The sequence below is a fragment of the Pontibacter lucknowensis genome (assembly GCF_900156415.1).
Classification (GTDB): Bacteria; Bacteroidota; Bacteroidia; order Cytophagales; family Hymenobacteraceae; genus Pontibacter; species Pontibacter lucknowensis.
The window spans coordinates 967,266-983,353 of record NZ_FTNM01000002.1; the positions used below are offsets into that span (position 1 = coordinate 967,266).

General features: G+C 54.8%; 13 protein-coding genes. All 13 read left to right on the forward strand.

The window, feature by feature from the left end:
* The first annotated feature begins 9 nt into the window (after nucleotides 1-9).
* The 13 genes from BW972_RS10345 (at nucleotide 10) to BW972_RS10405 (ending at nucleotide 15,682) form a co-directional block, all read left to right on the forward strand.
* Nucleotides 10-444 carry an NADH-quinone oxidoreductase subunit A gene (locus tag BW972_RS10345; RefSeq protein ID WP_007659537.1) on the forward strand — a complete coding sequence of 145 codons (435 nt, stop codon included), beginning with the start codon at nucleotides 10-12 and terminating at the stop codon, nucleotides 442-444.
* 90 nt (nucleotides 445-534) lie between these two features.
* Nucleotides 535-1,173: an NADH-quinone oxidoreductase subunit B gene (locus BW972_RS10350; RefSeq protein WP_076422033.1), complete on the forward strand. Its 639-nt coding sequence runs from the start codon at nucleotides 535-537 to the stop codon at nucleotides 1,171-1,173.
* A 535-nt stretch (nucleotides 1,174-1,708) separates the two neighbouring features.
* Nucleotides 1,709-3,457, forward strand: coding sequence for an NADH-quinone oxidoreductase subunit C/D (nuoC, locus tag BW972_RS10355; protein ID WP_076422034.1), 1,749 nt, complete (start codon nucleotides 1,709-1,711; stop codon nucleotides 3,455-3,457).
* A gap of 11 nt (nucleotides 3,458-3,468) precedes the next feature.
* Nucleotides 3,469-3,933 carry an NADH-quinone oxidoreductase subunit NuoE gene (nuoE, locus tag BW972_RS10360; protein ID WP_007661026.1) on the forward strand — a complete coding sequence of 155 codons (465 nt, stop codon included), beginning with the start codon at nucleotides 3,469-3,471 and terminating at the stop codon, nucleotides 3,931-3,933.
* A 19-nt stretch (nucleotides 3,934-3,952) separates the two neighbouring features.
* Nucleotides 3,953-5,254: an NADH-quinone oxidoreductase subunit NuoF gene (gene nuoF / locus BW972_RS10365; protein ID WP_076422035.1), complete on the forward strand. Its 1,302-nt coding sequence runs from the start codon at nucleotides 3,953-3,955 to the stop codon at nucleotides 5,252-5,254.
* Nucleotides 5,236-7,971, forward strand: a complete 2,736-nt coding sequence (gene nuoG, locus BW972_RS10370; RefSeq protein ID WP_076422036.1) for an NADH-quinone oxidoreductase subunit NuoG — start codon at nucleotides 5,236-5,238, stop codon at nucleotides 7,969-7,971. Before nuoF ends, nuoG begins: the two co-directional genes overlap by 19 nt.
* Entirely contained in the window at nucleotides 7,941-8,918 is a 978-nt protein-coding gene (gene nuoH, locus BW972_RS10375; RefSeq protein ID WP_007661029.1) for an NADH-quinone oxidoreductase subunit NuoH, read from the forward strand. The genes nuoG and nuoH overlap by 31 nt, the downstream gene beginning before the upstream one ends.
* Nucleotides 8,919-9,317: 399 nt before the next feature.
* Complete coding sequence (nuoI, locus tag BW972_RS10380) at nucleotides 9,318-9,833, forward strand: NADH-quinone oxidoreductase subunit NuoI (RefSeq protein WP_076422037.1); 516 nt, start codon at nucleotides 9,318-9,320, stop codon at nucleotides 9,831-9,833.
* Nucleotides 9,834-9,836: 3 nt separating this feature from the next.
* On the forward strand, nucleotides 9,837-10,394 hold the full coding sequence (gene nuoJ / locus BW972_RS10385; protein ID WP_076422038.1) for an NADH-quinone oxidoreductase subunit J: 558 nt from the start codon (nucleotides 9,837-9,839) through the stop codon (nucleotides 10,392-10,394).
* A complete protein-coding gene (gene nuoK, locus BW972_RS10390; RefSeq protein WP_076422039.1) occupies nucleotides 10,391-10,699 on the forward strand; it encodes an NADH-quinone oxidoreductase subunit NuoK in 309 nt (102 codons plus the stop codon). The genes nuoJ and nuoK overlap by 4 nt, the downstream gene beginning before the upstream one ends.
* Nucleotides 10,700-10,703: 4 nt before the next feature.
* Nucleotides 10,704-12,590 carry an NADH-quinone oxidoreductase subunit L gene (gene nuoL / locus BW972_RS10395; RefSeq protein ID WP_076422040.1) on the forward strand — a complete coding sequence of 629 codons (1,887 nt, stop codon included), beginning with the start codon at nucleotides 10,704-10,706 and terminating at the stop codon, nucleotides 12,588-12,590.
* Complete coding sequence (nuoM, locus tag BW972_RS10400) at nucleotides 12,587-14,221, forward strand: NADH-quinone oxidoreductase subunit M (protein ID WP_234986348.1); 1,635 nt, start codon at nucleotides 12,587-12,589, stop codon at nucleotides 14,219-14,221. The genes nuoL and nuoM overlap by 4 nt, the downstream gene beginning before the upstream one ends.
* A 6-nt stretch (nucleotides 14,222-14,227) precedes the next feature.
* Nucleotides 14,228-15,682 (forward strand): NADH-quinone oxidoreductase subunit N, encoded by a 1,455-nt coding sequence (locus tag BW972_RS10405; protein ID WP_076422041.1) that lies wholly within the window; start codon nucleotides 14,228-14,230, stop codon nucleotides 15,680-15,682.
* Nucleotides 15,683-16,088: the final 406 nt, after the last annotated feature.

The window sequence follows — 16,088 nt, forward strand, 5'->3', positions numbered from 1 at the left end:
GGAGAAACCATGCAGGAAACAGCCGAAACAACCACTTTACTGTGGCCATTGGTGGTCTATGGTGCCATCGTGCTCAGTCTGGTATTGCTGATACTGGGCTTATCGTATGTATTAGGCCAGCGCGGCAATGCCCGAGCAACCGGCGAACCTTACGAAGGCGGTATCATCAGTGCCGGCGGTGCCCGTATCCGATTCTCCTCTCAGTTTTACATGGTGGCCATGATGTTCGTGATTTTCGACGTCGAGACCATCTTTATTTTTTCTTGGGCCATCGCTTTCCCTGAGCTGGGTTGGTATGGCTATTTCGGTGTGCTCGTCTTTATTGTGATGCTGGTAGTGGTGCTGGTATACGAGTGGCGCAACGGCGCCCTGGACTTCGGCCCGGATGGCAAGAAGATACTGGCTGCCTATAAGCGTATGCTACGGGAGCTAAGTTTGAATTAACAGAGTAATCTTGCCGGAAGCTTTATATGAGACCTATATCGATACTTTTTCTAAAGCTTTTGATCAATGCTGTAACTAACACCCAACAATATGAAATGGTGGCTAAGCAAACCGGATGAACCTGCCAATGCTGTGACAGGCACCAGCTCCTACGAAGAGACAGTGCAGCAGAGCATCATGCTCACCACGCTGCAGGACCTGATTGCATGGGGCCGCAAGAACTCCATGTGGCCCTTTCACTTTGGGTTGAGCTGCTGCTTCGTGGAGATGGCCACCAGCATGACGCCTAAATACGACGTAGCCCGTTTTGGTGCCGAGGTTATACGGGGTACGCCACGAGAAGCCGACGTGATGATTATTGCCGGCACCGTCTTCATTAAAATGGCCCCTATCATCAAGCGACTGCACGAACAGATGATGGAGCCGAAATGGGTGATCTCGATGGGCTCCTGCGCCAACTCTGGCGGCATGTACGACATCTACAGTGTGGTGCAGGGTGTCGACAAATTTCTCCCAGTTGATGTGTATGTCCCCGGCTGCCCCCCAAGACCAGACGCCTTTATGGAGGGCTTGATGCTGCTGGCAGAGCGTGTTGGCCAGGAAAGAAGACCACTTAGCTGGACGATTGGGGAACAAGGCGTTATCCGGCCGGAGAAAATAGAGGTGAAAGAAAGAAAAAAAGAACGCTGGAGCCAGATGAATGAATTCCGGTCGCCGGATGAGCTATAGAAGTTTAAGAGTTGGGGAGTTTGAGAGTTGGGGAGTTTGGGAGTTAGAGGGTTGATTGTCTGAATCTTTTTATAGGGCCCCTTCCCCAAGGATTTTCAGGATTTAAGGATTGACAGGATTCTCGTGCATGATTGACATCCCCCTGCTCCTCTCAAGAGGGGAATTCCTGCAACTACCTACTTACAGGTTTAAACTTCGTTGCACACAAAACAGATCACTGGCAGGTATAGAAAGACATACATGCACGCTGGCAACGAAGCAAAAAAAGGCGCCCGGTGCACCACCGACGATTTTTTGTTTGAGCGGTCAGCGAGTTCAAAATCGTCTTGATTTTTTTGCTTACTTTTTTCATCAAGGAAAAAAGTAAGGCCCGCCCGGCCAGGGCAAAAGCCAGCTATGCAACCGCAAAGGCACTATACCTAAAAAGCCGCCGCTACGCTAGCAAGAAACAGAATAGGTATAAGTTTAAACTTAGCATAAAAGGAAAGAGAGTACATGAGTTAACCCTAACATCAACTTCTTACAGCCTCCTCCCATGAACAACAACAGCGGCATACTGGAGCAACTCAAGTCGCGGTACGGCGAAGATACGTTCAAGCCTCAGACCACCAAGGATGACATCCTCACCCTCTGGCTTCCTGTGGACCATGTGCCGGAAGTGCTCAAATTCCTGAAGCACGACCTGCCACAGCCCTTCCTCCTCCTCTTCGACCTGACGGCCATTGACGAACGTACCCGCAAACCCGAGAACGGCCATATACCATACAGCTTCACGCTCATTTACCACCTCTTTTCTTTTGAGCGCAATACCTTTATCCGACTGAAAGCCGGCCTCCGCGAAGACTTCCCGAAAGCCCCGAGCATCAGCGGGCTCTGGCAAAACGCCAACTGGTACGAGCGCGAAGTATACGACATGTTCGGCATTCGCTTTGAGGGGCACCCCCACCTTTCCCGCATTCTCATGCCGCGCACCTGGGTGGGCCATCCGCTCCGCAAAGAGCACCCGGCCCGCGCCACCGAGATGGGTCCTTTCCAATTGTATGACGACAAGATAGACCTTGAGCAATCGGCCCTGCAGTTCAAGCCCGAAGAATGGGGACTGGCACGGCAAAGCGACGACAGCGACTTCATGTTCCTCAACATCGGTCCGCAACACCCTGGCACGCACGGTGTACTGCGCATTATTTTGCAGCTGGATGGTGAAGACATCGTGGACGCTATACCTGACATTGGCTTCCATCACCGCGGCGCTGAGAAAATGGGTGAGCGCCAGTCCTGGCATACCTATATCCCCTATACCGACCGGGTAGATTACCTCGGCGGCGTGATGAACAACCTCGCTTACCTGCAGGCAGTGGAGAAACTCGCAGGTATAGAAGTGCCGGAGCGGGTAAAATATATCCGGGTGATGTTGTGCGAACTCTTCCGCATCGCCAGTCACCTCGTGTGGTACGGCACCTTTGCGCAGGACGTGGGGCAGCTCTCGCCAGTGTTCTACATGTTCACCGACCGTGAAAAGATATTTGACATCATCGAAGGCATATGCGGCGGACGTATGCACCCCAACTGGTTCCGCATCGGCGGCGTGGCGCAGGATCTGCCCAAGGGCTGGGAGCAGCTGGTGCAGCGCTTCATCGACTACTTCCCGAAACGCCTGAAAGAATACGATGCGATGGTGATGAAGAACAGCCTCTTCAAAGCCCGCACAGTAGGCATTGGCATCTTCACGAAAGAAGAAGCCATTGAGTGGGGCGTGACCGGACCGAACCTGCGTGCCTGTGGATTCGAGTGGGACTTCCGCAAAATGCGCCCTTACTCCGGCTATGAAATGTTCGACTTCGACGTGCCCACCGCCACCAACGGCGACTGCTACGACCGGGCTGTGGTGCGGGTAGCCGAAATGCGCCAGAGTCTGCGAATCATCGAGCAATGTGTGAAGAACATGCCGACCGGTCCATATAAGTCCGAGCACCCCATCACCACACCACCCATCAAGCAAAACACCATGCACGATATCGAGACGCTAATCACGCATTTTCTGGGCGTGACCTGGGGACCTGTCATTCCGCCGGGAGAAGCCATGAGCTGCATCGAAGCAACCAAAGGAGCCAATGGATACTACTTGACCAGTGACGGGAACACTTCCCCTTACCGGGTACGGATCCGCACTCCCTCGTTCCCCCACATGCAAATGCTCCCCTACATCACCCGCGGCTATACCGTAGCAGATTTGCTGTCGATACTCGGGGCGATGGATTATGTATTGGCAGATATTGATAGATAAACAAACAACCTATGCTGACCACCGAAGAAAAACACAAAATCGACCACGAAATCAGTATGGTGCCTTCACCGAAGAATGCGTGCATCGAAGCGCTGAAAATTGTGCAGCATAGCCATGGCTGGGTGTCGGACGAGAGTCTGAAAGATGTGGCGGACTATGTGGGGATGTCGCCGGCAGAGCTCGACAGTGTGGCTACGTTCTATAACCTGATCTTCCGCAGACCGGTGGGGCGGCATGTGATTCTGGTGTGCGACAGTATCAGTTGCTGGGTGATGGGCTACGAAAGTATTCGCGACCGCCTCACTGAAAAACTAAACATCAAATATGGCCAGACAACCGACGACGGCCGCTTTACCTTGCTACCCAACTGCTGCCTCGGCACCTGCGACCGTGCCCCTGCCCTGATGATTGACAACGACCTGTACCGTGACCTGACGGTTGACCAACTGGACGAGATTCTGGAAAAGTATACCTAAAACCCAAGCGGGCATACCCATGGAGAAGCCCCTGACCCAACACATTGTCCCCGGACACGCACCGCTCTCGCTCAAAGAGTACGAGAAAGTGGGTGGCTATCAGTCCGTGCGCAAGATCCTAAAAGAGATGGCCCCTGCCGATGTGCAGAATCTGGTCAAGGCCTCCGACCTGCGGGGTCGCGGCGGTGCGGGCTTCAACACCGGCCTGAAGTGGAGCTTTGTGCCGATGGGACCCGAAGCGGCCAAGCCCAAATACCTTGTGGCCAACGCCGACGAGATGGAGCCCGGCACGTTCAAGGACCGCGTGCTTCTGGAAGGAAATCCGCACCAGCTGATAGAAGGGATGATTGTCGCGGCTTACGCCATCGACGCCAGCGTTTCCTACATCTTCATGCGCTGGGCCTACAAGGTGGCGGCACGGGAAATCATCAAGGCGCTCGACGAGGCTTACGCAGCGGGCTATCTGGGGGAGAATATCTTGGGTTCGGGCTTTAGTCTGGACATGCACCTGCACACCGGCGTGGGTCGCTATATGTGCGGCGAAGAAACCGCTTTGCTTAATGCCTTAGAAGGCAAACGGGCCAACCCACGCGCCAAGCCGCCTTTCCCGCAGGTGAGTGGTTTGTTTGGAAAGCCGACCATCGTGAACAACGTGGAGACGCTTTGCTGTCTGCCGCACATCATCAACAACGGGGCCGAGTGGTTCAAAGGCCTGAGCAAGACCGGAGACGCCGGCACCAAACTCTACGGTATCAGCGGCCGCGTGAAAACGCCCGGTTGCTGGGAACTGCCGATGGGCACCACCATCCGCGAGCTGATTGAAGAGCACGGCGGTGGCATGCAGGACGGCTACCTGTTCAAGGGACTCTTGCCGGGCGGCGCTTCCACGGATTTTCTGGTGGAAGAGCACCTCGATTTGCCGATGGATTATACCGCCATACAGGCAGCCGGCAGTCGCATGGGTACAGGCACGATGATTATCCTCGACGACCAGACCTGCCCTGTGGGTTTCGTGCACAACCTGCAGCATTTCTTTGCGCAGGAGTCCTGCGGCTTCTGTACGCCTTGCCGCGAAGGACTGCCTTGGGTAGAGAAGATATTACTCGCCATTGATAAAGGGGAAGGCAAACCCGAACACCTCCTCACACTCGACTTTCATACTAAATACCTCGGCCCCGGCAACACGTTTTGTGCCCTTGCCCCCGGCGCCATGGAACCTCTGCAGAGCGCCCTGAAATATTTCAGGGAGGATTTTGAACGACACATTCACGAACACCACTGTCCCTGGAGCAAAGCGAAAGTATGGCAACCATCTATATAGACGACAAACCCTACGAAGTACCCACCGGCAAGAACCTCTTGGAAGCCTGCCTCACCCTCGGCAAGGACCTCCCCTACTTTTGCTGGCACCCGGCCATGGGCTCCATCGGCGCCTGCCGCCAGTGCGCCGTGAAGGTATACAAGGACGAAAACGACACCAAGGGCAAGCTCTTCATGTCGTGTATGGAACAGGTGCGCGACGGCATGCGCATTTCCATCGCCGACATGGAAGCCAAGGAGTTCCGGGCGCATGTGATTGGCTGGCTCATGACCAACCACCCGCACGACTGCGCCGTGTGCGACGAAGGCGGCTCCTGCCACCTGCAGGACATGACCGTGATGACCGGCCACAACTACCGGGCCTACCGCTTTGACAAGCGCACCTACATCAACCAGTACCTCGGCCCGTTCATCAACCACGAAATGAACCGCTGCATACAGTGCTACCGCTGTGTGCGCTACTATAAAGACTATGCCGGCGGCAAAGACCTCGACGTGTTTGCCGCGCATAACCACCTGTACTTTGGTCGCCACGAAGAAGGCGTGCTCGAGAGCGAGTTCAGCGGCAATCTGGTGGAAGTCTGCCCGACGGGCGTGTTCACCGACAAGACCCTAAAACAGCACTATACCCGCAAGTGGGACCTGACCATGGCGCCCTCGGTGTGCCACCACTGCAGCCTCGGTTGCAATATTTCGGCAGGCGAGCGCTACGGCACCTTGCGCAACATCACCAACCGGTATAACGGCGAAGTGAACGGCTATTTCCTCTGCGACCGCGGCCGCTTTGGCTACGAGCACGTGAACCACGTCGGCCGAATCCGCAAGCCGCTGGTGCGGGCTCAACTGCCCGAAGCCACCGACAAGTATACCGCGCTGCAGGCAGCGGCCGCGGCTTTTCGGACCGGCAGCGTAATAGGCATTGGTTCGCCACGGGCTTCGCTGGAATCGAACTTCATGCTCAAGACCTTGGTCGGTGACGACAACTTCCACCACGGCGTATCTGACACGGATCACGACCTGGTATGCCTGGCGCTGAAAATCCTGAAAGAAGGTGCCGCCCGCACGCCATCGCTTCGGGAAGTGGAACAGGCCGACGCCGTCTTCATACTCGGGGAAGATCTGATCAACACCGCGCCCATGCTGGCACTGGCTGTGCGGCAATCGGTGCGCAAGCAACCTGCACTCGAGCATATCTCCAAAGCCAACATACCAGTCTGGCAGGACGCGGCCGTGCGGGAGCTGATGCAGGACGAAAAAGGCCCGATCTTCATCGCCACCATCCACGACACCAAACTCGACGAAATTGCCACCCATACCTACAACGATTCCCCGGACGCCATCGCTCGGCTGGGTTTTGCCGTGGCGCACTTTATTCATGCGGATTTCCCGGAGGTGCAGGGGCTGAACGAAGACGAACTACAGCTGGCGCGACAGATTGCCGATACCCTGATGGCAGCGAAAAAACCACTGGTAATTTCCGGCACACACTGCGGCAGCGAACGGGTACTGATGGCTACGGCTAACATCACCAATGCGCTGGTGGCCAAAGAAAAAGAAGCGGGCATTGTGCTCACCCTGCCCGAGTGCAACAGCATGGGCCTCGCCAAGCTCGGCGGCCACAGACTGGAGTCGGCTTTCGAAGCGATTCTGAACGGCTATGCGGATACAGTCATCATCCTCGAAAACGACCTCTACCGACGCGCCAATGCCGGTATGGTGACCAACTTCCTGAAGACCGCCAAGAACGTCATTGTGCTCGACCACCTGCACAACGCCACCACTGAAGAAGCCGACATCTTACTTGCAGCCGGTACTTTCGCTGAAGCCGATGGCACGCTGATCAACAACGAAGGCAGGGCGCAGCGCTTCTTCCAAGTATACCCCACTGGTGAAGACCTGCAGGAAAGCTGGCGCTGGCTCGGGGAGCTGGGCACTTTGTTGGCCCACGACCGCATCAGTCACTGGCACGGCTTCGACGACATCCTGCAGGCCATGGTGAAAGAACAGCCGGAACTGAAAGGTATAGAAGCCGTCGCGCCGGGCACCGATTTCCGCATTGCCGGACAGAAGATACCACGGGCACCGCACCGTTTCAGCGGCCGTACCGCCATGCAGGCCAACATCAACGTGAGTGAACCCAAACCGCCGGTAGACCCCGACGCACCGCTCTCCTATACCATGGAAGGCTACCGCGGACAGCCACCATCATCCATCATTCCGTTCTTCTGGGCACCGGGCTGGAACTCGGCGCAGGCCACCAACAAGTACCAACAGGAAGTGGGCGGACACCTCAAAGGCGGCGACCCGGGTCTGCGCTTAATCAAGCCGAATACGAGCCATACCAAGCCTTTTACCCAGACCGTGCCGCAGAAATTCCAGCCGCTGGAAGGCCACCTGTACATGCTGCCGCTCCACCATATTTTCGGTTCCGAAGAACTCAGCATGCACTCGTCCCCTATCGTGGAGCGGGCACCAGAGCCTTATGTGTTGCTCAACGAAGAAGACGCCATCCTGATGAAACTGCAGGTGGGCGAGAACCTGAGCTTCACCATCGACGGACAAGTCTACCAAGTGCCTGTGAAAATAAGTCCCTTGCTACGCAGCGGCACCGCGGGCCTACCTACCGGACTGCCGGGTATACCTTATGCTGAATTGCCTGCGTGGGCCATACTAAACCGAGAACTCAAATGGAAACAGCAACCCCAAACTACTTACTGATTATCGGCGGCGTGCTCTTCGTCATGCTCAACGTGGCGGCACTGCTTATCTGGGTCGAGCGACGCGGTCTGGCTTTGCTGCAGGACCGGTATGGACCCAACCGCGCAGGTCCCTTCGGCTTGCTGATTGTGGCCGCCGACTCCATCAAGCTGTTCTTCAAACAGGACTGGATTCCGCCTTTCGCCGACAAGCCCGTGTTCATTTTGGCCCCGGCCATTGTGGTGGTCACGGTGCTGATGTCCTTTGTGGTAATTCCCTTTGCGCCGGGCATTGTGGTGGCAGACCTGAACATCGGTTTGCTCTTCTTTCTGGCGATGTCCTCGATGGGCGCTTACAGTATCATCTTGGGTGGTTGGGCCTCGAACAACAAGTACAGTTTGCTGGGCGCCATGCGCGGCGCGGCACAGATGATTTCCTACGAAGTATTCATGGGTCTCTCGCTGATGGGTGTGGTGTTGATGGCGGGCTCCTTCAACCTCAGCACCATTGTGGAAGCCCAGCGGGGCATGTGGTTCGTGGTGCCGCAAATCATTGGCTTCGTCATCTTCTTCATCGCAGGTATAGCCGAAACGCACCGCCTGCCTTTCGACGTGCCGGAAGCGGAAAGTGAACTGGTGGCAGGTTTCCACTCAGAGTACTCCGGCATGAAGTTCGGCATGTTCTTCATCGGCGAGTACATGGGCATCACGCTTATCTCCTGCATGATGGTGGTCCTGTTCTTCGGTGGTTGGCTCGGCCCGGATTTTCTGCCGCCTATAGTTTGGTTCATCCTCAAAACAGGATTTTTCCTGATGGTCTTTATCCTGTTGCGTGCCTCCATGCCGAGACCACGCTACGACCAGCTGATGGAGTATGGCTGGAAGTATTTGTTGCCTTTGACCTTGCTGAATCTGGTGGTGACGGCGGGGGTGTTGTTGTGGTTGAATGATGGGTTTGAGGGAGTTTAGGAGTTGGGGAGTTTGAGAGTTAGAAAGTTGGGGAGTGGATAACACGAGACTGTCCCCTTGAGGGGACCATAGGGGTGTAAAGCCAGTTGGGAAGTCTTTCATTAAGAGCTTACATCTCACACCCTCGCTCGCGTCCCGCGAGTGTGAGTTATCCAGTGGCGTCCCGCCACTTGTGCCGACAGGGACAAAATAAGCGGCCAGAGTCCGCCAAATAGCACACACTCGCGGGACGCGAGCGAGAGCAAACACTAGAAAAAAGTCCCCCTTGGGGGCAGGGGGATGACAATCGAGCATGATGAACACCCCTATAACCCCCTCAAGGGGATTATTATGGAGAATACATTGACTATACCTTCAAAGGGGACAGTTGAAATAAAACGATAAACGAAAGGAGCACTTATGTTTAGTTTATTGCGCAGTATGTGGCTTACGTTTCTGCATGCGTTTCACAAGCGGGAAACCATTCAGTATCCGGAGCAAAAGGCCATCCTCCCGACGCGTTGGCGGGGCCGCATTGTGTTGTCGCGCGACCCGGACGGGGGTGAGCGGTGCGTGGCCTGCAACCTCTGCGCCGCCGCCTGCCCCGTGGACTGCATTGCCTTGCAGGCCACAGAAGATCCGACTGGCCGGCGCTATCCTGAGTTCTTCCGCATTAACTTTTCGCGCTGCATTTTCTGCGGTTTCTGCGAAGACGCCTGCCCGACTTACGCCATCCAGCTTATACCTGATTTTGAGATGGGTGAGTACAATCGCCAGAACCTTGTGTACGAGAAAGAGGACCTGCTCATCAACGGACAGGGCAAGTATCATGGCTACAATTACTACAAGGTAGCGGGTCTAGCCATTGGCGGAAAAGGCAAGGGCGAAGCCGAGAACGAAGCCCCTCCTGTGGACATTAAAAGCTTAATCCCCTAGCCTATGGAACTGACATTTTATATAGCCGCTACCGTCGCCGTGCTGGCGACCATCATGGTCATCACGCGCTACAACATGATTCATGCCCTGCTCTACCTCGTGGTGTCTTTTCTGTCCGTCGCGGTGGTGTTCCTGACCATGGGTGCGCCCTTTATGGCTGCTCTCGAAGTCATCGTGTATGCCGGGGCCATCGTGGTGCTCATTATTTTCGTGATTATGATGCTCAGCCTCACCCGCGAAGATGTGGAACAGGAAAAAGCATGGCTCCAGCCCAAACTCTGGATGGGGCCTGCCCTGCTCTCTTTTGTGCTACTCGCCGAGCTGGTATACCTGTTGGTCATCGCCGAAATGCCCGCTGCGCCTGTCGCCGGTAGTTACGTAAATGCCAAAGCGGTCGGGCTGGCCTTGTACGGACCTTACATACTGGGTGTGCAACTCTCGGGCATACTGCTCATGGCAGGTATCGTCGGTGCCTACCATTTGGGCCGGCAGAAGAAGAAAGTCATCCACCGTTTCCTGCAGCAACAGGAACCGCAAAAAGAAAGGAGCGCTGCTATATGACGTCAATCCCAATGGAAACCGGATTGTTGCTGGCAGGAGTGCTGTTCATGCTCGGGCTGATCAGTGTGATGATTCGACGCAACATCATTTTCATGCTCATTTCGGTGGAGATCATGCTCAATGCCGCCGGGCTGGCCTTTATTGTGGCGGGTAGCCACTGGGCGCAGCCAGACGGGCAGATCATGTTCATCTTCATCCTCACAATGGCAGCCGCCGAAGTGTCGGTTGGTCTGGCCCTGATACTTCAGATATATCACCAGCTGAAAACGCTCAACAGCGACGCGGCTAACTTTATGAAAGGATAACGCTATGGGAGAATTACTCTGGTTAATCCCCGCCCTGCCTTTTGCCGGCGCCCTCTTGCTGGTACTCTTCGGCAACCGCATTTCCCGCGCACTGGTCTCGGCAATTGGCGTCGGGAGTGTCGGCATTTCAGCGGCCATCACGCTGGTCTTGGGTATAGACTACCTCAGCTCACGACCGGCCTTTATCCGGCAGGAAGTCTGGCAGTGGTTTGATGTGGCGGGTTTCAGTCCCTCCATCGCTTTCCACCTCGATGCCCTCTCGATGGTCTTCATTTTCGTCATCACGTTCGTGGGTTTTCTGATTCACATCTACTCCACCGAGTACATGGCCGAAGACAAGGATTACGCACGCTTCTTCGCCTGCATGAACCTCTTCGTAGGCTCCATGCTCATGCTTGTGATGGCGGATAACTTACTCTTGCTATACCTTGGTTGGGAAGGCGTGGGCCTCTGCTCCTACCTGCTCATTGGCTTCTGGTACAAGGAACCCGCTAATGGCTATGCCGCCCGCAAAGCCTTCATCATCACCCGCGTCGGCGACACAGCCATGGCCATTGGCTTGTTCATGCTCTTCCAGCACTTCGGTACCCTGCACATCCAGAGCATTTCCACGGAAGCGGCGCAGGTATGGAGTGTAGGCAACGAAACAGCCATGATCATTGCGCTACTCCTGCTCGGCGGTGCGGTTGGCAAGTCCGGTCAGTTGCCGCTGCAGACGTGGTTGCCCGACGCAATGGCGGGTCCGACACCCGTGAGTGCGCTCATACACGCAGCCACCATGGTGACAGCCGGCGTGTACCTGGTGGCCCGCATGCACGTTATTTTTGCCCTGTCCCCGGTGGCCATGATGGCCGTGGCGGTTATAGGGGCTGTTACGCTACTGATTGCCGGTTTTGCGGCGCTCACGCAATATGACATCAAACGGGTGCTCGCCTACTCTACCATCAGCCAGGTGGGCTACATGTTCCTGGCTTTGGGCGTGGGGGCCTGGTCGGCGGGAGTGTTCCACTTCATGATTCACGGCTTTTTCAAGGCGCTGCTTTTCCTCTGCGCCGGGGCGATTATTCTGGCGCTCCACCACGAACAGGACATGCGCCGAATGGGTGGACTGAGCAAAAAGCTGCCGGTCGTGTTTTATACCTTTCTGATTGGCGCGGCCTCACTCGCGGCATTCCCGCTGGTGTCGGCGGGCTTCTACAGCAAGGACCAGATCCTGTGGTTGCAGCTGGCCGGTGAGAACGGAAACATCTGGCTATACCTAGCTGGTTTGCTCGGTGCTTTCATCACCTCCATCTATACCTTCCGGATGGTCTTCCTCACCTTCTATGGCGAAGAAAAAACGCACGTCGGGCATAAACCGACTATGGCCATTACGGTGCCGCTCATCATTTTAGGTATACTCTCCTTTGCCGGTGGCTTCATTGAGTTGCCGCACAATTTCGGCCATGTCGTGCTCTTCTCCGACTTCCTCGGACCCGTGCTGCCCGCCGTAAGTGTGGTGCCGGATTTCAGTCAATATGAATGGATGTTGCAGTTGCTGGCGGCGGTCATTTCGCTGAGCGGTATTTTCATCGCTTACCTCTTCTACTATAAAAAGCCGGAGCTCATCGAGAACATCCACCGCTCTGAAACCGCCATGGCGATTCACCGCTTCTGGCACTCGGGCTGGGGCTTCGACCAACTCTACGACGCGCTCTTTGTGCGGCCTTATGTATACCTGTCCAAGGTGAATAAAAATGACTTCATCGATTCCACTTATACTTTCATCGCCAATGCGACACAAGGTATGCACGAGTTATTTGTCCGCACCCAAACCGGCATTATGCGCAATTACGTGGCAGGCATTGTAGTCGGCGCCATTATGATTCTAACCATAAGTCTACTGCTATGATACTGGTCTGGCTGATTGTGATACTGATGGCTGGCGGCGTGCTGGCCTGGATTTCCGGAAAAGTTAACCGCAGCCTGCCCCGCTGGGTGGCGCTGGCTTCTGTGGGTGCCGTTTTCTTGATGACGCTATACCTGTGGCTGAGCAATCCTATACCTGTTCTGGGTTCGGCCTGGTTGGTACAATTCACCCAGCCTTGGATTCCGCAATGGGGAATCAGCTTTAGTCTGGCGCTCGACGGATTGAGTCTGCTCATGCTGCTGCTCACCTTTTTCATCGGCTTGCTGGCGGTGCTTATTTCGTGGCGGGAGATTCAGACCAAAGTCGCTTTTTTCCACTTCAATTTGCTCTGGGTGCTGGCAGGTATAACGGGCGTGTTCCTCACCATGGACCTCTTCCTGTTTTACTTTTTCTGGGAAGTCATGCTTATCCCGATGTATTTCCTCATCGGCATTTGGGGACATGAAAACCGCCGCTACGCTGCTTACAAATTCTTCATCTTCACGCAGGCTTCGGGCTTGCTCATGCTGCTGGCTATCCTTGGACTCTACTTCATCCACGGAAGCCAAACGGGAATCTATACCTTCAGTTATTTTGAGTTGCTCAACACCACGCTGGCACCCGAAGCGGCACGTTTGCTGATGTTCGGTTTTCTGGCGGCTTTCCTGGTGAAACTACCCGTGGTGCCGTTCCACTCTTGGTTGCCCGATGCACACTCCGAAGCCCCAACGGCGGGCAGTGTGATCCTGGCGGGACTGCTGCTCAAAACCGGAGCCTACGGACTGCTCCGTTTCGTGCTGCCGCTCTTCCCGACGGCTACCGTAGAGTTTGCGCCATGGGCCATGCTTCTGGGGGTAATCGGCATTATCTACGGCGCCATCCTGGCTTTCTCCCAAACCGACCTCAAGCGACTGGTGGCCTATACCAGTGTGAGCCACATGGGCTTCGTGATACTGGGCGTGTTTGCCTTTAACGAGTGGGCGCTGCAGGGCGTGGTCATGCAGATGATCACACACGGCCTCAGCACGGGCGCACTCTTCATCATCGCCGGCTTCCTCTACGAGCGACTCCATACCCGCGACATCCGGCAGATGGGTGGCTTCTGGTCCACGGCTCCCAAGATGGGTGTCATCGCGCTCATATTCGTCATGGCCTCCCTCGGCCTGCCCGGACTGGGCAACTTCATCGCCGAATTCCTGACACTCGTCGGCTCCTGGCAGGCCAACAACTGGCTGACCGTTTTCGCCACCATCGGCTTGGTGATGGCAACGATTTACTCACTTCGCATTATGCAGAAAATTTTCTTCCAGGAGTATAAACTCGTGCAACCGCTTCCCGATATGAACGCCCGCGAAATGCTCATCGCCATCCCGATGGTTGCTATGATCCTGTGGCTGGGCCTCTACCCACAACCCGTCCTTGACACCGCCCGACCCAGCATACAGGAACAACTGCAGGCTTATACGAAGCCTCCAATAGAGCAAAAAAAGCTCCCATCGACACTGGAAAACATGGCGCGTGTAGAAGAAAACACACTGGAGAAACTTTCGGAAAAACCTGAGGACGCGAAGCCAGCTTTAAATCTTCAAGTTTCCAAATCTCCAAGTCCACTCATCCCCAAATCTTCTAATTAAAAAGATATGACGCTGACTGATTTCCAACACCTCATGCCACTGCTCATCCTCACCTTCGCGGTGCTGGTGTCCATGCTGGTGATTGCCGTGGGGCGCAATCATAAGATCATGTATGTCATTACAGCTGTGTCCTTTCTGGCAGCCTTTGCCTCGCTGTTTGAGTTGCGGGATGTGGGCCGCTATACCATCGAGCCGCTGCTGGTGGTAGACGGATTCGGTGTGTTTTACATCGGCATGATCCTGCTCACAGCCCTGCTCATCAGCATGCTGTCCTACGCCTATTTTGAGCAACGGGAAGAGCGGAAAGAGGAGTATTATCTCCTGCTCCTGATGGCGACAATCGGGGCTTGTGTACTGGTCATCAGCAAGCATTTTGCCTCATTGTTCTTAGGTCTGGAAATCCTCAGCGTGTCGCTCTATGCCCTCATCGCCTACCTGCGTAAACGGGAACGTTCCGACGAGGCAGGTATAAAGTATCTTATTCTGGCTGCTTTCTCCTCAGCTTTCCTGCTCTTTGGGATGGCGCTGGTTTACGCCAGCACCGGCACCATGGAATTTGCAGGTATAGCCGCGGCAATTGCCGGCTTTACCGAACTGCCGCTACTCCTGCTCACAGGTTTCGGGATGATGATTGTAGGTATAGGATTCAAGCTGAGCGTGGTGCCTTTCCACATGTGGGCGCCTGATGTGTATGAAGGCGCGCCGGCTCCGGTGACGGCTTTTATCGCCACTGTTTCCAAAGGCGGTGTGCTGGGCGTACTCATTCGCTTTTTCATGGAAGTGGATGGTTTCCGCTACCCGACACTCGTGCTGATTTTCACCATCGTAGCCATTGCCTCCATGCTGGCGGGCAACCTGCTGGCCTTGCTGCAGCGCAACGTCAAACGCATACTCGCCTACTCTTCCATCGCACACCTGGGCTATCTGCTCGTGGCTTTTCTGGCGGGCAACCAAATGGGTGTGGAAGCGGTGACCTTTTACCTCGTGGCTTACTTCATCACGACGGTCGGAGCTTTTGGGGTAGTGGCCATGCTTTCGGACAAGGAGCGTGATGCGGAGCAACTCGAAGACTACCGTGCCCTACTCTGGCGCAGACCATGGACGGCGGCGGTTTTCACCGCCATGCTGCTTTCGCTGGCAGGTATACCGCTCACAGCGGGCTTTGTGGGCAAGTTCTATATTCTGGCTGCGGGGGTAAATACACAGTTGTGGCTGCTGGTGGTTATGCTGGCGCTCAACAGTGTGATCGGCTTATTCTACTACATCCGCATTGTGGCTGTTATGTTCCAACAGCCGGAAGCAGAGACAGAGGCTGATCCACGTGGCAAACTGCGTCCTTCTATCTATGTGGCCAGCGTAGGTACACTTACCGTGCTGGCCTTGCTGCTGGTGTACATTGGCGTGTATCCATCCGGGTTATTGCAGGTAATTCAGGGATTGATGGCAACAACAGCTCCATAAACAGCCAATGTGTTGTCCATTAGAAGCCTTTCATACAGAAGGGCTTTTTTGGTTTCAATATGCCTTGCCACAGTAAAAATCAGGGTAAACTTAGGATTCAATAATGTATCCTTACTTCAGTAAAATCCTTGTGACTCTAATTAATAGCAGGAACCTGACACAAATAAACCTCTTACTTAACACTAAAAATAATCAAAATAAATATTTACTTATTAACAAAATATATCGTATCTAAAAGGAGTCTAAACGCCTGTTTGGTTTTATAAAAGGACACGAATCATGACTAAGGCTGTATTATCTGTGCTGCGGTTCTTTTCGTTCATTGATCTATCCGGTCAGGGAAATTTATATGCTACGCATCCGGGAAAATAGCCCCACAGGCCGCCATGCGCTTGCTGGCGAGTAA